Origin of the sequence: Klebsiella sp. BIGb0399, assembly GCF_003752615.1 — a bacterium.
Taxonomy (GTDB): domain Bacteria; phylum Pseudomonadota; class Gammaproteobacteria; order Enterobacterales; family Enterobacteriaceae; genus Klebsiella; species Klebsiella lignicola.
Window position 1 is genome coordinate 171,742 of the sequence record NZ_RKHT01000005.1, and the last position, 19,233, is coordinate 190,974.

The 19,233-nt window shown below is 56.5% G+C and carries 19 protein-coding genes; 8 read left to right on the forward strand and 11 right to left on the reverse strand.

Annotated features, from left to right (window positions below; translation table 11 throughout):
- Positions 1-18: 18 nt before the first annotated feature.
- The 3 genes from mdoG (at position 19) to EDF82_RS01125 (ending at position 4,388) form a co-directional block, all read left to right on the forward strand.
- Positions 19-1,572, forward strand: coding sequence for a glucans biosynthesis protein MdoG (gene mdoG, locus EDF82_RS01115; RefSeq protein WP_187042909.1), 1,554 nt, complete (start codon positions 19-21; stop codon positions 1,570-1,572).
- On the forward strand, positions 1,565-4,093 hold the full coding sequence (mdoH, locus tag EDF82_RS01120) for a glucans biosynthesis glucosyltransferase MdoH (RefSeq protein ID WP_123753794.1): 2,529 nt from the start codon (positions 1,565-1,567) through the stop codon (positions 4,091-4,093). The genes mdoG and mdoH overlap by 8 nt, the downstream gene beginning before the upstream one ends.
- A 67-nt stretch (positions 4,094-4,160) precedes the next feature.
- Entirely contained in the window at positions 4,161-4,388 is a 228-nt protein-coding gene (locus EDF82_RS01125; RefSeq protein WP_123753795.1) for a YceK/YidQ family lipoprotein, read from the forward strand.
- On the opposite strand, the gene EDF82_RS01130 is transcribed toward EDF82_RS01125, so the two are convergent.
- The 3 genes from EDF82_RS01130 to EDF82_RS01140 all read right to left on the reverse strand — a co-directional run bounded on the left by EDF82_RS01130 (position 4,389) and on the right by EDF82_RS01140 (position 7,194).
- Positions 4,389-4,775 carry a MysB family protein gene (locus EDF82_RS01130; RefSeq protein ID WP_004860482.1) on the reverse strand — a complete coding sequence of 129 codons (387 nt, stop codon included), beginning with the start codon at positions 4,773-4,775 and terminating at the stop codon, positions 4,389-4,391.
- 91 nt (positions 4,776-4,866) lie between these two features.
- Positions 4,867-6,117, reverse strand: a complete 1,251-nt coding sequence (gene mdtG, locus EDF82_RS01135) for a multidrug efflux MFS transporter MdtG (protein ID WP_123753796.1) — start codon at positions 6,115-6,117, stop codon at positions 4,867-4,869.
- Between the two features lie 156 nt (positions 6,118-6,273).
- Positions 6,274-7,194 carry a Kdo(2)-lipid IV(A) acyltransferase gene (locus EDF82_RS01140; RefSeq protein ID WP_123753797.1) on the reverse strand — a complete coding sequence of 307 codons (921 nt, stop codon included), beginning with the start codon at positions 7,192-7,194 and terminating at the stop codon, positions 6,274-6,276.
- Between the two features lie 210 nt (positions 7,195-7,404).
- Between EDF82_RS01140 and EDF82_RS01145 the strand changes: the two genes are divergently transcribed.
- Entirely contained in the window at positions 7,405-8,469 is a 1,065-nt protein-coding gene (locus EDF82_RS01145) for a rhodanese-related sulfurtransferase (RefSeq protein ID WP_123753798.1), read from the forward strand.
- Here EDF82_RS01145 and EDF82_RS01150 read toward each other — a convergent pair.
- The 7 genes from EDF82_RS01150 to mdtH form a co-directional block, all read right to left on the reverse strand.
- Positions 8,455-8,568: a DUF2770 family protein gene (locus EDF82_RS01150; protein ID WP_123753799.1), complete on the reverse strand. Its 114-nt coding sequence runs from the start codon at positions 8,566-8,568 to the stop codon at positions 8,455-8,457. The two genes, EDF82_RS01145 and EDF82_RS01150, sit on opposite strands and share 15 nt — an antisense overlap.
- Positions 8,569-8,663: 95 nt before the next feature.
- Positions 8,664-9,776 carry an N-methyl-L-tryptophan oxidase gene (gene solA, locus EDF82_RS01155; protein WP_123753800.1) on the reverse strand — a complete coding sequence of 371 codons (1,113 nt, stop codon included), beginning with the start codon at positions 9,774-9,776 and terminating at the stop codon, positions 8,664-8,666.
- A 127-nt stretch (positions 9,777-9,903) separates the two neighbouring features.
- On the reverse strand, positions 9,904-10,158 hold the full coding sequence (gene bssS / locus EDF82_RS01160) for a biofilm formation regulator BssS (protein ID WP_123753801.1): 255 nt from the start codon (positions 10,156-10,158) through the stop codon (positions 9,904-9,906).
- A gap of 387 nt (positions 10,159-10,545) precedes the next feature.
- A complete protein-coding gene (dinI, locus tag EDF82_RS01170) occupies positions 10,546-10,797 on the reverse strand; it encodes a DNA damage-inducible protein I (RefSeq protein ID WP_123753802.1) in 252 nt (83 codons plus the stop codon).
- Positions 10,798-10,868: 71 nt separating this feature from the next.
- Positions 10,869-11,915, reverse strand: a complete 1,047-nt coding sequence (gene pyrC / locus EDF82_RS01175) for a dihydroorotase (RefSeq protein ID WP_123753803.1) — start codon at positions 11,913-11,915, stop codon at positions 10,869-10,871.
- A 122-nt stretch (positions 11,916-12,037) separates the two neighbouring features.
- On the reverse strand, positions 12,038-12,598 hold the full coding sequence (locus EDF82_RS01180) for a lipoprotein (RefSeq protein ID WP_123753804.1): 561 nt from the start codon (positions 12,596-12,598) through the stop codon (positions 12,038-12,040).
- A 113-nt stretch (positions 12,599-12,711) separates the two neighbouring features.
- Positions 12,712-13,920, reverse strand: coding sequence for a multidrug efflux MFS transporter MdtH (mdtH, locus tag EDF82_RS01185; RefSeq protein WP_123753805.1), 1,209 nt, complete (start codon positions 13,918-13,920; stop codon positions 12,712-12,714).
- 229 nt (positions 13,921-14,149) lie between these two features.
- On the opposite strand from mdtH, the gene rimJ reads away from it, so the two are divergent.
- From rimJ to murJ, 4 genes are all read left to right on the forward strand, one after another.
- Positions 14,150-14,734 (forward strand): ribosomal protein S5-alanine N-acetyltransferase, encoded by a 585-nt coding sequence (gene rimJ, locus EDF82_RS01190; protein WP_123753806.1) that lies wholly within the window; start codon positions 14,150-14,152, stop codon positions 14,732-14,734.
- Between the two features lie 9 nt (positions 14,735-14,743).
- Positions 14,744-15,391: a YceH family protein gene (locus EDF82_RS01195; RefSeq protein ID WP_123753807.1), complete on the forward strand. Its 648-nt coding sequence runs from the start codon at positions 14,744-14,746 to the stop codon at positions 15,389-15,391.
- On the forward strand, positions 15,391-16,314 hold the full coding sequence (locus tag EDF82_RS01200) for a Gfo/Idh/MocA family protein (RefSeq protein WP_123753808.1): 924 nt from the start codon (positions 15,391-15,393) through the stop codon (positions 16,312-16,314). The genes EDF82_RS01195 and EDF82_RS01200 overlap by 1 nt, the downstream gene beginning before the upstream one ends.
- 112 nt (positions 16,315-16,426) lie before the next feature.
- Positions 16,427-17,962, forward strand: coding sequence for a murein biosynthesis integral membrane protein MurJ (gene murJ / locus EDF82_RS01205; protein WP_123753809.1), 1,536 nt, complete (start codon positions 16,427-16,429; stop codon positions 17,960-17,962).
- 52 nt (positions 17,963-18,014) lie between these two features.
- Here the strand turns inward: murJ and EDF82_RS01210 are convergent, their stop codons facing one another.
- Positions 18,015-19,229: an MFS transporter gene (locus tag EDF82_RS01210; RefSeq protein WP_123753810.1), complete on the reverse strand. Its 1,215-nt coding sequence runs from the start codon at positions 19,227-19,229 to the stop codon at positions 18,015-18,017.
- Positions 19,230-19,233 lie beyond the last annotated feature (4 nt).

Below are 19,233 nucleotides of genomic sequence, written 5' to 3' on the forward strand. Positions count from 1 at the left end.
GGGGAAGTGCTTACTTATATGAAACTTAAACCACAGATGATGAAAATGCGCTGGTTAAGCGCAGCCGTAATGTTGTCCCTGTGTACTTCATCTGCATGGGCGTTTAGCATTGATGACGTTGCAAAAGAGGCCAAAGCGTTAGCCGGGAAAGGCTATGAAGCCCCTAAGAGCAACCTGCCCTCCGTTTTCCGCGATATGAAATACGCGGACTATCAGCAAATTCAGTTTAATCACGACAAGGCTTACTGGAACAATCAAAAGACGCCGTTCAAGCTTGAGTTTTATCATCAGGGTATGTACTTCGACACGCCGGTGACCATCAATGAAGTCACCGTGAACAGCGTGCGTAAGATTAAATATAGCCCGGATTACTTCAATTTTGGCAGCGTCCAGCATGATAAAGATACGGTGAAAGACCTCGGCTTCGCCGGCTTCAAAGTACTGTACCCGATCAACAGCAAAGATAAGAACGACGAAATTGTCAGCATGCTCGGCGCCAGTTACTTCCGCGTTCTCGGTCAGGGCCAGGTGTATGGATTATCCGCTCGCGGTCTGGCTATCGATACCGCGCTGCCTTCCGGCGAAGAATTCCCGCGTTTCCGTGAGTTCTGGATTGAACGTCCAAAAGCTACGGATAAGCGCCTGACAATTTATGCACTGCTGGACTCTCCGCGAGCCACCGGCGCCTACCGCTTTGTGATCATGCCGGGCCGCGATACCGTGGTTGACGTGCAGTCCAAGGTGTATCTGCGCGACAAGGTTGGCAAACTGGGTGTGGCGCCGCTGACCAGTATGTTCCTGTTTGGCCCTAACCAGCCTTCTGCTGCGTCTAACTTCCGTCCGGAGCTGCACGATTCCAACGGTCTGTCGATTCTTGCCGGCAACGGCGAGTGGATCTGGCGTCCGCTGAATAATCCAAAACATCTGGCCGTCAGCAGCTATGCGATGGAAAACCCGCAGGGCTTTGGTCTGCTGCAGCGTGGCCGCCAGTTCTCCCGCTTTGAAGACCTCGACGATCGTTACGATCTCCGCCCGAGCGCGTGGATCACCCCGAAAGGCGACTGGGGCAAAGGGAAAATCGAGCTGGTTGAAATCCCGACCAATGACGAAACCAACGATAACATCGTGACCTACTGGACGCCGGATCAGCTGCCGGAACCGGGTAAAGAGATGAACTTCAAATACTCGATTACCTTCAGTCGCGATGAAGACAAATTGCATGCGCCGGATAACGCCTATGTGATGCAGACTCGCCGTTCCACCGGCGATGTGAAGCAGTCAAACCTGATCCGTCAGCCGGATGGCACCATTGCGTTTATCGTTGATTTCACCGGCGCTGACATGAAAAAAATGCCGTCAGACACGCCGGTAACGGCGCAGGCGAGCATCGGTGATAACGCGGAGATCGTTGAGAATACCGTGCGTTACAACCCGGTGACGAAGGGCTGGCGTATGGTTCTGCGCGTGAAAGTCAAAGATCCGAAGAAAACCACGGAAATGCGCGCTGCACTGGTCAATGCTGATCAGCCGCTGAGCGAAACCTGGAGCTATCAGCTGCCTGCCAATGAATAAGATAACGAAGTACATTGACGCATTGCCGCTGTCCGATGCTGAAAAAGCGGCGCTTCCGGATACCAGCCTGCAGGCGGTACACCAGGCGCTGGATGCGGAGCATCATACTTTTGCTCGTGAAGACGATTCCCCACTGGGGTCCGTTAAATCACGCCTGGAACACAGCTGGCCAGACTCCGTGGCCGCTGACCAGTTGATAAAAGATGATGAAGGCCGCACGCAGTTACAGGCAATGCCGAAAGCTAAGCGCTCCTCGATGTTCCCGGACCCGTGGCGCACCAACCCGGTGGGCCGCTTCTGGGATCGTCTGCGTGGCCGCGACGTGACCCCGCGCTATCTCTCTCGCCTGACCAAGGAAGAGCAGGAGAGCGAGCAGAAGTGGCGTACCGTCGGCACCCTTCGTCGTTACACTCTGCTGCTGCTGACTCTGGCGCAGACCGTCGTCGCGACCTGGTATATGAAAACCATTCTGCCGTATCAGGGCTGGGCGTTAATCAACCCGGCAGATATGGTCGGGCAGAACCTGTGGGTCTCCTTTATGCAGCTGTTGCCATACATGCTGCAAACCGGGATTCTGATCCTCTTCGCCGTGCTGTTCTGCTGGGTTTCGGCAGGCTTCTGGACGGCGTTGATGGGCTTCCTGCAGCTGCTGATGGGGCGAGATAAATACAGTATTTCCGCCTCTACCGTCGGTGATGAACCGCTGAATCCTGAGCACCGCACCGCGCTGATCATGCCGATCTGTAACGAAGACGTCGATCGCGTCTTCGCCGGGCTGCGAGCGACCTGGGAATCGGTGAAGGCCACGGGCCAACAGCAGCACTTTGACGTCTATATCCTCAGCGATAGCTACAACCCGGATATCTGTGTTGCTGAGCAGAAAGCGTGGATGGAACTGATTGCCGAAGTGCAGGGCGAAGGGCAGATTTTCTACCGCCGTCGTCGTCGTCGTGTGAAGCGTAAAAGCGGGAACATCGATGACTTCTGCCGCCGCTGGGGTAGCCAGTACAGCTACATGGTGGTGCTGGACGCTGACTCGGTGATGACCGGTGAGTGTCTGACCGGGCTGGTGCGTTTGATGGAAGCGAACCCGAATGCCGGGATCATCCAGTCCTCGCCGCGCGCCTCCGGAATGGACACCCTGTATGCGCGTTGCCAGCAGTTTGCGACTCGCGTCTACGGTCCGCTGTTTACCGCAGGGCTGCATTTCTGGCAGCTGGGTGAATCGCACTACTGGGGTCACAACGCCATTATCCGCGTGAAGCCGTTTATCGAGCACTGCGCGCTGGCGCCGTTGCCGGGCGAAGGCTCCTTTGCCGGGTCGATTCTGTCGCATGACTTCGTCGAAGCGGCGCTGATGCGTCGTGCCGGCTGGGGCGTGTGGATCGCTTACGATCTGCCGGGTTCTTATGAAGAGCTGCCGCCAAACCTGCTGGATGAACTGAAGCGTGACCGCCGCTGGTGTCACGGTAACCTGATGAACTTCCGCCTGTTCCTGGTGAAAGGTATGCACCCGGTACACCGTGCGGTGTTCCTGACCGGCGTGATGTCCTATCTGTCGGCGCCGCTGTGGTTCATGTTCCTTGCCCTGTCCACCGCGCTACAGGTCGTTCATGCGTTGACGGAGCCGCAGTACTTCCTGCAGCCGCGTCAGCTGTTCCCGGTCTGGCCGCAGTGGCGTCCGGAACTGGCGATTGCGCTGTTTGCCTCGACGATGGTGCTGCTGTTCCTGCCGAAACTGCTGAGTATTATTCTGGTGTGGTGCAAAGGCTCGAAAGAGTATGGCGGATTTTTCCGTGTGACCCTTTCTCTGCTGCTGGAAGTGCTGTTTTCCGTGCTGCTGGCGCCGGTGCGTATGCTGTTCCACACCGTGTTTGTGGTCAGCGCGTTCCTCGGCTGGGAAGTGGTCTGGAACTCTCCGCAGCGTGATGACGACTCCACGCCGTGGGGTGAAGCCTTCATGCGCCATGGTTCGCAGCTACTGCTGGGTCTGGTGTGGGCGGTTGGTATGGCCTGGCTGGATCTGCGTTTCCTGTTCTGGCTGGCACCGATTGTCTTCTCGCTGATCCTGTCGCCGTTTGTCTCGGTGATCTCCAGCCGGGCGACCGTGGGACTGCGTACCAAACGCTGGAAGCTGTTCCTGATCCCGGAAGAGTATTCGCCGCCGCAGGTGCTGAAAGATACCGATGCTTACCTGACCCTGAACCGTCAGCGTTCGCTGGATGATGGCTTTATGCATGCCGTGTTTAACCCATCGTTTAACGCGCTAGCGACAGCGATGGCAACGGCACGTCACCGTCACGGACATATTCTGGATATCGCCCGTGAGCGTCACGTTGAGCAGGCGTTGAACGAAACGCCGGATAAGCTCAATCGCGATCGCCGTCTGGTGTTGCTGAGCGACCCGGTCACTCTGTCTCGTCTACACTATCGCGTGTGGGCAGCACCGGAGAAATACTCTTCGTGGGTGAGCGCGTATCAGCAGACGACACTCAACCCGCTGGCGTTGAAGACCAAGTAAGCCGTTTGTTAAGGAAAAATACCGGCAATAGTGCCGGTATTTTTTTATCTGAGAATTGAGGGTAGAGATGAGAGTGTTACTGATTGTCGCCATGACGCTGCTGCTTAGCGGTTGCGGCAGCATTATTAGCCGTACGGTGCCAGGACAGGGGCACGGAAATCAGTATTACCCCGGCGTGCAATGGGACGTCCGTGATTCATCATGGCGCTATATCACCATTCTCGACCTGCCGTTTTCGCTGGTCTTCGATACGCTGCTGCTGCCACTGGATGCCAGTCACGGCCCGTATAACTGATCAGCGCTCGTCCCATTCGTCGGCGGCAGTCTGACCCTCTTCGGTGTCCAGAGAGGGTTCCAGCTGGAATTCGCCTTCGTCCCATTCATGCAGTGTATTCTCTTCCAGCCACTCCTGACGCAGTTCTATCTCGTCATAATCACCGTCAAACACGCTCTGCGCCGCCTCGCCGCTTAACATGGGCAGGCATTCACCTTCTTCATCTTCGTCGGCAAAAAATTCAGCCTGCCAGGCGATATCGCCATCCTGCAAAACGTACTTCTGAATATTCAACTGCTCAACGTTGGCACTCTCCTCGTCGCTATCCGGATTATTGACAAGGAACTCTTCACGGGCCGCATCGATAGCTTCTTCGAGCGTGGCGTAGAAAATCGAATCCTTTGGCATGGCTAACCCCCTAAGAAGAATGAAAAATGGACACGATTCAATCTATAGAAGGCAGTCAGCAATGCGTCAAGGGGATGGCCCCATGTTGAACTTAATTTACCGAACTGTCGCGGGTATCGGTACGTGGCGCCGAGTTATCGCGGTTGGGACGTCGCAAGCTGAAGGTGGAATAAAGAGCATTGAACAGCACCACGGCGGCCGTCACCAGGAATACCGAGCGGAAACCGTAGCTGGCGGAGACCGAGGCGCCGATCAACGGGCCGGTGACGTTGCCAATATCGCGGAACGACTGGTTATAACTGAAGATCCGCCCGGCGATCTGGCTGGTGGAGTTGTAGACCAGCAGCGTCTGCACCGCAGGCAGCAGCGCACCGTCGGCGGCACCCAGCAGGAAGCGCAATATCCCGAGCTGTAGCGGCGTCTGGACGAACGACATCGGGATCAGCAGCAGTACAGAGACCAGTAAAGCAACGATGAGGATTTTTTCCGGACCGATACGATCGCCGAGCTTGCCGAGCCTGGGCGCGCTGATCAGTGCCGCAACGCCGGGCACGGAGGCGATCATGCCGCTGATAAAGGCAATATTGCCAACATCTCCCGCCAGGTCACGCACGTAGAGCGTCAGAATCGGGGCAATTGACCCGGTGGCTACCTGAATAATCATGGTGGTCACGAACAGGCTGAGGACCAGCTTTGGGCTCTTCAGGGAGGAGAACACCGCTCGGGCGTTGAGCATCTCTTTTTTTGCCACCGGTACAAACTGTTCACGGATGAGCAGCAGCGTCAGGATAAAGCAGATGAGTAACACGCTGGCGGTGAGGAAAAAGACCATGCGCAGGCCCCAATGGTCAGCGAGAAATCCGCCCGCCAGTGGGCCGAGCAGGGCGCCACTGACTGCACCAGTTGAAAGCGTGCCCAGCGCCCAGCCGCTCTTCTGACGGGGAATTTGGGTGGCAATAAGCGCATTGGCATTCGGAATAAACCCGCCCAGCAGCCCCAGCAAGGCCCGCAGCACCATAAACTGCCAGATATTTTGCGCCAGCCCCATCAACATCATGACGATAGCCATCCCCAGGGCCGATCGCAGCAGCATGATTTTACGTCCTTTGCGGTCGGCCAGTCCGCCCCAGAAGGGGGACGCGACGGCTGAGAATAAGAACGTAATGCTGAACACTAACCCTGACCACATATTCAGGGCACTGTGGCCGGTGACGCCGAGCTGCTCGACATAGAGCGGGAGAAAGGGCATGACCAGGCTGAAGGCGGCGCCAGTCAAGAAACAGCCAAACCAGGTAACAGTGAGATTTCGCTTCCAGTTAATCGGGGTATCTGCAGACAACATAGGCTTCCGGTGGCCTGCGAGGCAGGTCAGAAAAGTGGAAATATGAGCCTGCTAATTATGCGCCTGAGAAATGATCATCGCAATAAAGGCGAGTGATTAAAAGCGGGGGAAAGGGGGGCTCCTCCGGCAGGCTGATGCCACCGGAGGGAGGGCAACTTAGTAGCGTGAAGGCATACCAGGCGGACGAGTTTTAAAGCGGCGATGCAGCCACATATACTGCTCCGGCGCCATCAGAATGCACTTTTCGACGATATGGTTCATCCACGCCGCGGTGGTTTCAGCGTCATCCAACGGTGGGTCGCATTCCGGCGGCAGGATAATCAGTTCATAACCCTGGCCATTGGGCTTGCGGCGCGGAACGAAAGGCACGATGCAGGCTTTCGACATTTTCGCCAGCATCCAGGTCCCGGAGGTGGTGGCGGCCTGGTCGACGGCGAAAAACGGTACAAAGACGCTGGCGGTAGGGCCGTAGTCGTGATCGGGGGCATACCAGATGACGTCACCTTTCTTCAGCGCACGGATCATGCCCTTCAGATCTTTACGGTCGATCATGTCTTTGTTGGAACGCAGGCGTCCCCAGGTTTGTAGCCAGTCGATGACCGGGTTGTCATTCGGCCGGTAGACGCCGATGCCGGGTTCATTCATGCCAAACATTCGGGCCCCCATTTCCAGGGTCAGAAAGTGGATGCCGATCAGCAGAATTCCGCGATGCTGGGCCTGTACCGCTCTGATATGCTCGACCCCGATAGAGTCGGTCCAGCGGGCGATACGGTGGGCCGGCCAGAACCAGGCCATCCCGGTTTCCATTAATCCCATGCCGACGGATTCAAAGTTTTGCACCACCATCTGGTGACGCTCTTCTTGCGTTTTGTCCGGGAAGCACAATTCCAGGTTGCGGTAGGCGATTTTAGCGCGACGTTTCATAAAGCGCAGTGCCATGCGGCCAATAGCGGTGCCAAGGCGGTAAATCAGCGGATAGGGCAGTTGGACAACCAACCACAGCAGACCAATACCTGACCACAGTGGCCAGTAACGCGGATGCAGCAACGCCACAGAGAATTTAGGTAAATGGGTCATCTCATACCTGTTCAAGTAAGCAACTCGTTCTATTATCGCATTATTTAGTGCATCAGCCAAAACGACTGTCCCAGGTGGCATTTATTGTTAAACGGCAACCCAGGGGCGTGAGGGAAATGTAGCGCAAAATGAGGGGATGTAAATTTTGGTTGTTTGCTATATGATGCCGGCCGTTTATTTTACTCATTTCCTATGCCGAGCAGGTACACCATGCCAGTGTTACACAACCGCATTTCAAATGAGACGTTAAAAGCGCAGATGTTAGCCGAGAGCGAACCGCGTACGACGATCTCGTTTTATAAATATTTCACCATCGTAGATCCGAAAGCGACGCGCGATGCACTGTGGATTGCCCTCACCCGATTAAACGTCTTTGGCCGCATCTATCTGGCCCATGAAGGGATCAACGCCCAAATTAGCGTGCCGGAAAGCCAGGTGAATGCCCTGCGTGAGTTTCTCTACGCCTTCGACCCGGCGCTGGATGGCCTGCGGATGAACATTGCCCTGGACGACGACGGTAAATCCTTCTGGGTACTGCGGCTGAAGGTCCGTGATCGCATCGTGGCGGATGGTATCGACGATCCGACGTTCGATGCCTCAGACGTGGGCGATTATCTGAAGGCCGCAGAAGTGAATGCGATGCTGGACGATCCTGACGCGGTCTTTATCGATATGCGGAACCACTACGAGTATGAAGTCGGTCATTTTGAGCAGGCGCTTGAAATTCCGGCGGACACCTTCCGCGATCAGCTGCCAAAAGCGGTTGAGATGATGCAGGACCATAAAGATAAAAAGATTGTGATGTACTGCACCGGCGGGATTCGCTGCGAAAAAGCCAGTGCCTGGATGAAGCATAACGGCTTCAGCAAAGTCTGGCATATCGAAGGCGGGATCATTGAATATGCACGCCGTGCCCGCGAGCAGGGGTTGCCGGTCCGTTTTATTGGCAAAAACTTTGTATTTGACGAACGTATGGGTGAGCGCATTTCCGATGATGTGATTGCGCACTGCCACCAGTGCGGCACGCCGTGCGACAGCCATACTAACTGCCTGAACGACGGCTGCCATCTGCTGTTTATCCAGTGCCCGAGCTGCGCCGAAAAATTTGCCGGCTGCTGTAGCGAGGCGTGCATGGAAGAGCATAAGCTCCCGGAAGAAGAGCAGCGTCAGCTGCGTGCCGGGCGGGAAAATGGCAACAAGATTTTCAATAAATCACGCGGTCGTCTGAATACCAAACTGGGGATCCCAGACCCTGACCTGTCAGAAAAACCATAACCAGATGAGATCGATGATCGCCAGCAGAAGCCACAGCGCGAGGTAAATCATAAAGTGCTCGCGGACGTTGTTGACCAGTAATTCATACAGGCGACGCATAATCTCTCTCGGTATTCCATGGCCTCTGTTGAGGCCGTTTTTTTATCTGTGATGTCCAGGCCGCGTCTACACGGCCTGAAAAGCCTGCAGTCTGACTAAAAGCGTGACAGTGAGAAGGGCGTCAGATCAAAGGCCGGCGTCTCTCCACGGGCAAACTGGGTGGCAATCTCACCCAATACCGGCGCAAATTTGAAACCGTGGCCGCTTAGCCCGCTAATCAGCAGGGTATCCGGGTGGCCGGGCAGGGTATCAATAATAAAATCTTCATCTACCGTATTGTCGTACGTGCAGGAAGCGCCGTGCAGGCAGCCGCCAATGCCGGGCAGGACATTTCGCAGGAAATTAAACGATTCAGAGCCATCGGTAGCCACGGCGCCAAACGGCGTACGCTCTTCCGGCGCGGAGATCGGCTGGCCGCCGTTGTGCTTGCCAATCTTCAGTTCATTATCTTCCGCCGGGAAACCATAGAACTGATCGCCGTTCGGCAGCTCGCCGGTAAAGGCCGGGAAGTTGTTTTTGCTGCTGTAGCGCCCGTCAGCCTGGAACCAGGCAAAGATTTTACGCACCGGCTGGATCGGCAGGTTGGGCAGCAGACGAGTCACCCAGGTCCCGGCGCTGACCAGCAGCTTTTTACCGTGGTAGGTGCCGTCAGCGGTCTCGATGGATACGCCATCTGCATGGTGATGGATGGCGGTTACCGGGCAGTTGAACAGCTGTGCGCAGCCGGCTTCACGCGCCAGGCGGATCCAGGTTTTGATCGCCAGCTCGCTGCGTAACACACCGGAGGCGGGTTCGAAGATGCCGCGGTAATCTTGCGGTACGCGAATTTCAGGCCAGCGGGCCATGATCGCCTGGGCATCGAGTTCCTCGGTTTCCAGCTGAAAGGTGCGGGCGCTGTGGGCGGCGTTAGCGAGGAACGTCGAGTCTGCCGGGCCCAGGTTAATGACCCCGGTGCGTTCGAACACCGCTTCGCCGCTGCTGGCGGCGAACTCATCCCACAATGTCTGGGCGCGCAGGACCAACGGGACATATCTTTCACCTTCGCCATAGGCGTGACGGATAAGGCGCGTATTACCGTGATGGCTGCCTTCCTGGTGCGGCGGCTGGTGCGCGTCGGTCATCAGCACGTTAAGTCCCGCCTGGCGGGCATAATAGCCAGCGGCAGCACCCGTTGAGCCGCTACCGATAATGATGAGGTCGTATTGCATGATATGTTCCGGTTTTTTGTTTTAATAAGCAGGGTAATTAACCGTCTGCACTTATACAAGCGCGAAAATAAATCAGGCACCCGACGGGTGCCTGTTTAGTGAGTGTATTTTGTGTGCGGCATAATCTTTAATGCCTGCGGTACTCGTTTGCCTGGTATTCACCTGATTCAATCTTGGCAATACCTGCTTCCAGAATAGAGATAAATTGACGTGCGACTTCCGTGGTGAGCCATAGCGTCTGGCCAATTTCAGCTTCGTGACTGCTTTCTTGAGTGGGGTTTTGGTAGTGCAGGCGCAACATCATGGCATCGTAGCTATCAACGGTGCTGATGTCCCATCCGACGAGGGGATGGGTCTGGATGACTTCATTATTCTTTTCCATCATAACCCCTTATTCACATGTTAAAAGACAACAATTCTCGAGGTTTAATGCATGTTTTTTGAAGCAAGTTAATTATATCAGGAGTTAAGAATAAACTCGAGAAATTAACGTAAACAGAGCGAACACTCCTCTGTTTGCCGCTTTTTTGCACAAATATAGTGTCGTGAAGGGTTATTTTTAAAGGAAATAATCATGAGAGGAATGAAAAGTCTGAATTTTACCGGGATAAAAAAAGCCGGGGCGACCCGGCAAAAAAAGCACAATGAGGGAGCAAATGTTATTTGCTGTACCTGTCACGCTTCAGACAACCTTGATACGAGCACGAGATTAACTCACGCTGAGCACGCGCGTGAAACACGTATGCGGCTTCAGGTTGCCGAAAGGGCATCAGGATATGTCATGGATAAACCAGTCATCGGCGCTTTCCCAGGTCTCTTGCAGGATTTCGCTTATCCGGTCTTTATCTTCTTTGAGGCCACCAATCACAGACAGATTGTTGCTGGCGGCAAAGCGCACGGTGACCTGGCTTGGGTTAGTCGGGAATTGTTGTTCAATGCGTCGGGAGAGTTCATTGTTTAGCGCTTCTAAGGCGCCGTTGGGTAAGGCTGTAGTTTTGGCGATAGACACTTCAATACGCATGATTGCCCCCTGTGTAATATACTGTTTATTTATACAGTATGCATTTGGCGTTTACAACAGGGGGCACCATTTTATTTTTTCATCGTCCAGCGCACGGTTTCACCGGCAAGGAACGGCACCAGCGTATCGCCCGAAAGCGCGATGCTCTCGACGACGGTGCTCTCTTCGCGCACCAGTTCAACGAAGGTCTCATTGACCGGCAGGCCGTAGAAGCGCGGGCCATTCAGCGAACAGAATGCCTCAAAGTGCTGCAGGGCATTCATCTCTTCAAATACCGTCGCGTAGCTGCCCAGAGCCGTCGGGGCATTGAAGCAACCGGCACAGCCGCAGCTGGCTTCTTTACGATGACGGGCGTGTGGCGCCGAATCCGTGCCGAGGAATGCGCGGGTAAAGCCGCTGGCGACCAGTTCACGCAGCGCCTGCTGGTGAATATTACGTTTCAGAATGGGCAGGCAGTAAAGATGCGGACGCACGCCGCCAACCAGCATGTGGTTACGGTTGAACATCAGGTGCTGCGGGGTAATGGTGGCGGCCAGCAGGTCATTACCATCCCGAACGTACTCGGCGGCGTCCTTGGTGGTGATGTGTTCAAACACCACTTTAAGACCCGGTAAGCGCTGGCGCAGAGGTTCCATCACCGTTTCGATAAAGCGCGCTTCGCGATCGAAGATATCGATCTCCGCGTGGGTCACTTCACCGTGAACCAGCAGCGGCATGCCCAGTTTCTCCATGCGCTCAAGCACCGGCATAATCGCATCGATGCTGGTGACGCCGTGGCTGGAGTTGGTGGTGGCATTGGCCGGGTAAAGCTTGGCTGCGGTGAACACGCCCGCGTGGAAGCCGCGCTCCAGCTCTGCCGGATCGAGCGTATCGGTGAGATAACAGGTCATCAGCGGCGTGAAATCGTGCCCGGCCGGTACCGCATCAAGGATGCGCTGGCGATAGCTGATGGCGGCCTCGACGGTGGTGACAGGCGGTACCAGATTCGGCATCACGATCGCCCGGCCATAAAACTCACTGGTGTAAGGCACGACGGTCTTCAGCATATCGTCATCGCGCAGATGAATATGCCAGTCGTCAGGGCGGCGGATTTTCAATACCTGGGGTTGTGCTGTCATGGAGAGCTCCGGCTAATAGGGTCAGTCATCAGGGCTGTTTTTGCCGGGCACTAAGGATAAGCGTAAACGTTTCCCTTTGCATCAATTTCTGTAAAAAAACGGGCGCTAATGCGCCCGGAGTGTTAATTGGTGAACGGGATGATAATTTCCCCAGGCTTCACTTCTATGCCTTTGGCGTATTTTTTCGCCAGCGCCTCGCCGGTGCTGGCATCTTCGCGCAGGACGTAGGCGGGTTGCTGGTTAAAGTAGCTGCGCAGAGATTGATTCAGATAGGGGATTAGCGTCTGCACCACGGACTGCAGCTTGTCGGGCGATACTTTGGCATCAACCACTTCCATCTCCTGCAGGAAGATAGCCCCTTTCTCTTTATTAAAGACCGGCAGCGCTTTCAGTTTCAGGTCGATGGTGGCCTTCTGGTTGCCAAACAATGAGTTCAGATCCAGATTGGCGATACCGCTCAGGGTGATTTTATTGGGTTCTTCACGGCCGATGGCGCTGGTCAGATTGTGTAATTCAATGTGTGCATCCGCCACGCCGGGCAGGCCGATATCCTTGGCGAAGTGGTTACGTTTCTGCAGCGCCTGGTTAATTTCCTGCTCGCTCACCGAGTACTGCGTGAGCTGATTACAGCCGCTCAGAAGGCCGCTAACCATGAGCGCGGCCACGATAAACATCTTTTTCATTGGTTTCCTTAACGGTCGTGCCATGCGCTTATCCTGACATAAAGCAGCATGGCCTGCCAGTGCCGAAAGGAACAGCAGAACAGGCTGAAAATGCACTTCAGCCTGAATGTTGGTCAGGTCCGGGGCTCCAGCATACCGGATGTGGAGCGTTTCTGGCTGAACTGCCACCACAAGGCAATGAAGGTAATAAAGCCGATAATCCCCAGCATCAACCACGGCAGTTCCGGTTGATTCAGCGCTTTTCCGGAGTCGAACAGCCAGCCGCCGCCGGCGTAGCCAAAGGCGCCGCCGAAGGCCAGACCCAGCCGGCTAAACCCCATATAGCTGCCGCGTGCGCGGGCGTCAGCCAGCGATGCGCCGAGGGTCTCACGAGCCGGCTCTGCGATGATCGAGCCAATATAGAACAGGCAAATCAGGGTAAACAGCTGTTGTAAATTGCTGGTCAGGCCAATCGGCAGCATGGCGGCGGTCATCACCAGCAATCCGGCCATCAGCCGGTGCTCCAGGCGAAAACGCTGTTCGCTCCAGCGGGCGATGGGGTAGAGCAGGGTCAGAGATATCGCCGCTTCAATGGCATACATCCATTTCACCGCGGTAGGCGAGCCGGCGATATCATTGACCATAATCGGCAGCATCAGCATCACCTGAACGGCCAGCATGTAGTAGCCGGTGAGCGTCAGCACGTAGGTCACAAAGCGTTTATCGCGCAGCACCCGGCCGAGCCCTTCGCGTACCGGCGTTTTCACCGTCGATAGTTTCCACGCCGGGAGATACCAGGCGTTGAAGGCGGCGCAGGCAATAAACATTGCCGCTCCCACGCTACACACCAGGCGGAAGTCGTATTGCAACAGCCAGCTGCCGAGCAGGGCGCCGATCACCGCCCCGGCGCTATCCTGCATCATCAGGATGGAGAAGAAGCGCCCGCGCTGATGCGGACGTACCAGCTTGACCACCAGCGCCGCACGCGGCGGATCGAACAGGGTGCCACCCAGGCCGGAGAGAATACAGGAGAGCCACAGCACCCACGGTTCATGGGCGACGGCCATCGCTGCGAAGCCGGCCGCGCGCATCAGCATGCCGGTGACGATCATCGGTTTGGCACCAAAGCGATCGGCGACCGCCCCGCCAAAAATGCCCAATCCCTGTTGGACTAACTGGCGCAGACCGAGGGCAATGCCGACCATCAACGCGGCCCAGCCCATCTGATCGACAAAGCGAATGGAAATGAGTGGAAAGACGACAAAAAAGCCAAGCACCACCAGCATGTTGTCGACTAACAGGAAATATTTACCCAGGTTCCTTGCCTGCGATACGCGGGACATTTCCCCTCCTGGGAAAATAAAGAGTTGCCCGGATAGTGTGCGGGGAAGCGGCAGACTTTCCCAGCTTCCCGGTGACAATATTTTTTTATCAAAATGCAAGATCGATAGAGTCTATTCATCGAAAAGTGGAGATGGTGCAGAAAATGGTATGTTGCTGTTTTCACACAATCGTTCAGGACAGGTATAGTGAAGGGAGCAGGGTAATCAGTCAGGGGAACAGGAGAAGGGAATGTTTGGCTATCGCAGTAACGTGCCAAAGGTGCGTTTGACGACGGACAGGCTGGTAGTGCGGCTGGTATACGATCGTGACGCCTGGCGTCTGGCCGATTATTACGCGGAGAATAAAGGGTTCTTAAAACCCTGGGAGCCAGTGCGCGATGACAGCCACTGCTACCCCTCTGGCTGGCAGGCGCGCTTGTCGATGATCTCTGAGTTTCACAAGCAGGGGACAGCCTTCTATTTTGCGCTGCTCGATCCGGAAGAAAAAGAGATCATCGGTGTGGCGAATTTTTCCAATGTGGTTCGCGGGTCATTTCATGCCTGCTACCTCGGCTACTCGATTGGCGAGAAATGGCAGGGGCAGGGGCTGATGTTTGAAGCATTGACCTCGGCGATTCGTTATATGCAGCGCACGCAGCATATCCATCGCATTATGGCCAACTACATGCCACATAATCAGCGCAGCGGCGGTTTACTGGCGCGTCTCGGTTTTGAAAAAGAGGGTTATGCCAAAAATTACCTGCTCATTGATGGGCAGTGGCGTGACCATGTACTGACGGCGTTAACGACACCGGACTGGACTCCGGGTCGCTAAGGAGAAAGCATGAAATATCAGTTAACCGCACATGAAGCGCGCGTTATTGGGTGTTTGCTGGAAAAGCAGGTGACCACGCCAGAGCAGTACCCGCTGTCGGTAAATGCGGTGGTGACCGCCTGTAATCAGAAAACCAACCGTGAACCGGTGATGTCGCTCAGTGAAAGTGACATTCAGGATCTGCTGGATACCTTAGTGAAACGCCACTATCTGCGCACGGTCAGCGGGTTTGGCAATCGAGTCACTAAATATGAACAGCGCTTCTGCAATTCTGAATTTGGCGATCTGAAGCTGACGTCGGCGGAAGTGGCGGTGGTCACAACGTTGTTGCTGCGCGGCGCACAAACGCCGGGCGAGCTGCGCAGCCGCGCCCAGCGGATGCATGACTTTAGCGATATGGCTGAAGTTGAAGGGGTGCTTGAGACGCTGGCCAACCGCGACGACGGCCCCTTCGTGGCGCGCCTGCCCCGTGAGCCAGGGAAGCGTGAATCCCGCTATATGCACCTGTTCTGTGACGACATGGACTCGCTGATTACCGCCGTGGAGGCCGTCTCGCCACCGGCGGACGATCTGGTCAGCAGAGTGGCGGCACTGGAAGATGAAGTGGCTGAACTCAAAGCCCGGCTGGACTCATTGCTGGCACATTTGGGAGATTAATCGTGACGACATTACGTGTTGGCGTGGTGGGGCTGGGAGGCATTGCGCAAAAGGCCTGGCTACCGGTGCTCGGCGCCGCGGATGGCTGGACGCTGCAGGCCGCCTGGTCGCCAGGCAAAGAAAAGGCGCTGCGTGTTTGCGATACCTGGCGGATCCCCTATGCGCAATCGCTGGAGCAGCTGGCGGCGCAGTGTGATGCGGTCTTTGTCCATACTTCGACGGCCTCACATTTTGAGGTGGTCAGCCGTCTGCTGAACGCCGGGGTGCACGTCTGTGTCGATAAACCGCTGGCCGATAAACTGAACGAGGCGGAGTCGCTAGTTGAGCTGGCCGCGCGTCGTAAGCTGACGCTGATGGTAGGGTTTAACCGCCGTTTCGCACCACTCTATCGCGAACTGAAAGCCCAACTGGGCAGCGGCGCGTCGTTGCGGATGGATAAACATCGCGCCGACAGCGTGGGCCACGATCTGCGTTTCACACTGCTGGATGATTATCTGCATGTGGTGGATACCGCGTTGTGGCTGGCGGGCGGCAACGCGCGCCTGAGCGGCGGTACACTGCAGACGACGGCCCAGGGTGAGATGCTCTATGCCGAGCACCATTTCAGCGCCGGACAGCTCGAAGTGACCACCAGCATGCACCGGCGTGCCGGCAGCCAGCGGGAGTGGGTGCAGGCCGTTACCGATGGCGGGCTGTATGAAGTCCGCGATATGCGTGAATGGCAGGAAGAGCGTGGGCAGGGTGTGGTGCAGCGCCCGGTGCCGGGCTGGCAGACCACGCTGGAGCAACGCGGTTTTGTCGGCTGCGCCCGGCATTTTATCGAATGCGTGCAAAATCAGACGGTTCCCGAAACCTCGGGCGAACAGGCTTTGCTGGCCCAGCGCATCGTTGAAAAACTCTGGCGCGAGGCGATGAGTGAATAATTGGTTGTAACAACTGGGAGTAGTAATTCATCACGAACCCGGTAGACTATCGCCACTTTCCAGCGCCCGCCATTGCGGGCGTTTTACTTCAGGGTTGTGGAATAACACGTTAATGAACCTATTAAAATCACTGGCGGCAGTCAGTTCGATGACGATGTTCTCGCGCGTTCTCGGGTTTGCGCGTGATGCGATCGTCGCCCGAATTTTTGGCGCCGGGATGGCGACGGATGCCTTTTTCGTGGCGTTCAAATTACCCAATTTACTGCGGCGTATTTTTGCAGAAGGGGCATTCTCTCAGGCATTTGTCCCGATTCTGGCGGAGTATAAGAGCAAGCAGGGCGAAGATGCGACCCGGGTGTTTGTGGCCTATGTTTCTGGCCTGCTGACGCTGGTGCTGGCGCTAGTGACCGTGCTGGGTATGCTGGCAGCGCCCTGGGTTATCACCGTGACCGCGCCGGGCTTTGCCGACAGTCCTGATAAATTTGCATTGACCACCCAACTACTGCGGATCACGTTCCCGTATATTCTGCTGATTTCGCTGGCCTCATTGGCCGGGGCGATCCTCAATACCTGGAACCGCTTCTCCGTTCCGGCGTTTGCTCCGACGTTCCTCAACGTCAGCATGATTGGCTTTGCGCTGTTCGCCGCCCCGTATTTCCATCCGCCAATGCTGGCGATGGCCTGGGCGGTGACCGTCGGCGGCGTGCTGCAGCTGGCCTATCAGCTGCCGCACCTGAAAAAAATCGGCATGCTGGTCCTGCCGCGTATCAGCCTCAAAGATGCGGGGGCGATACGAGTAGTAAAACAGATGGGGCCGGCGATCCTCGGCGTCTCTGTCAGCCAGATTTCTTTAATTATTAACACCATTTTTGCTTCATTCCTGGTGTCGGGCTCCGTGTCGTGGATGTATTACGCCGACCGTCTGATGGAGTTCCCGTCCGGAGTGCTGGGCGTGGCGCTAGGGACGATTCTGCTGCCGTCGCTGTCAAAAAGCTTCGCCAGCGGTAACCATGATGAGTATTGCCGCCTGATGGACTGGGGCCTGCGCCTGTGTTTCCTGCTGGCGTTGCCGAGCGCGGTGGCGCTGGGGATCCTCGCCAAGCCGTTGACCGTGGCGCTGTTCCAGTACGGGAAATTCAGCGCCTTTGATGCCGCGATGACCCAGCGCGCGCTGGTGGCTTATTCCGTCGGGCTGATGGGATTGATCGTGGTTAAGGTGCTGGCGCCGGGGTTCTACTCGCGTCAGGACATCAAAACCCCGGTGAAGATCGCCATCGTGACGCTGATAATGACCCAGGTGATGAACCTGATCTTTATCGGGCCGTTAAAGCATGCGGGTCTGTCGCTGTCTATCGGCCTGGCGGCCTGTCTTAACGCCGGTTTGCTCTACTGGCAGTTGCGTAAGCAGAAGATTTTCACCCCGCAGCCGGGCTGGTTCTCGTTCCTGCTGCGTCTGGTAGTGGCGGTGCTGGTGATGTCCGCGGCGCTGCTCGGCATGATGTATCTGATGCCTGAATGGTCGCTGGGGTCAATGCCGTACCGTCTGCTGCGTCTGATGGCGGTGGTGGTGGTGGGCGTGGTGGCTTATTTCGCCACCTTGCTGCTGCTGGGCTTCAGAATCAAAGAGTTTGCCCGACGCACCGCCTGAAACGATGCGTCAGAGTGAAAGAGACCCGTTCCGCTTTGCGGAGCGGGTTTTTTTATGGGTTTACCCGCTGAGCGGCAGCCAGACTGGCGCTTTCACGCAGGCGGATGGCGAGGGCGATGGCGCCGGTCACCACGGCCAGAATCACCACGCCGTTCCAGCCAGCCAGCACGTACAGCTTACTGCCAAGGACTGAACCGAGCGACATGCCGATAAATACGCCGGTGAACAGCAGGGCGTTCAGTCGGCCGCGGGCCTGTGGTTCCAGGCTGTACACCAGGTTCTGGTGCGCCACCAGGCTGGACTGCAGGCCAAGGTCAAAACCGATAGCCGAAAGCCCGATCAATATCAACTGGCCATGCGGCGGCAATGCCGGCATCAGGAGCATCAGGGCAAACGAGACGGTCACCAGCCCGGCACCCAGTTGGGTCACTCTGGCGGCGCCATATTTATCGGCCAGCCCGCCGGCCAGCGGTGCGGCTAACGCCCCGGCGGCCCCGGCGATACCGAATCCTCCGGCGACGGCGCTACCCATCTGATAATGTTCGAGCAGCATCACCGCCAGGGTTGACCAGAAGGCGCTAAAGGCGATAGATAAAAAGCCTTGAGCCACGGCGGCGCGACGCAGGGCGGGGTAGCGTCGCCAGAGGTGCGCCATCGATGCCATCAGTTGCGGATAGCTCAGGGTAGAGTGGATCGCAAAGCGGGGCAGAATGCGCCACATCAGCAACCCAATAAGCGCGATGCTTACCGCCGCGGCCTGATACATCACGCGCCAGCCGAACAGCGCCCCGACGAGGCCACTGACGGTCCTTGAGAGTAAAATCCCCAGCAGCAGGCCGGTCATCACCGTGCCAACCATTTTCCCCTGTTTTCCCGCCGGCGCGAGAATCGCCGCGGCCGGGACAATATCCTGCGCCATCGTGGCGGCCATACCGATCAGCAGGCTGACCACCAGCAGTGAGGTCAGTTGCCCCGTCAGGCTGCACAGCAGTAGCAATACCGCCAGCGCCGCGCTTTTCATCAGGATCAGCGTCCGTCGATCGTGACGGTCGCCGAGCGGCAGCAGGAACAGAATGCCCAGCGCGTAGCCCGCCTGAGTCAGGGTCGGGACCAGCCCCATCCCTTCAACGCTGAGATGCAGATTGGCTCCCATTAAGGGCAGCAGGGGCTGAGCGTAATAAATGGACGCGACGCTAAAGCCAGCGCCAAGGGCGAGTATGAAAATAATCCAGCCTGCCTCGCGGGAGGATAACGGCGTTGGAGTCATGATG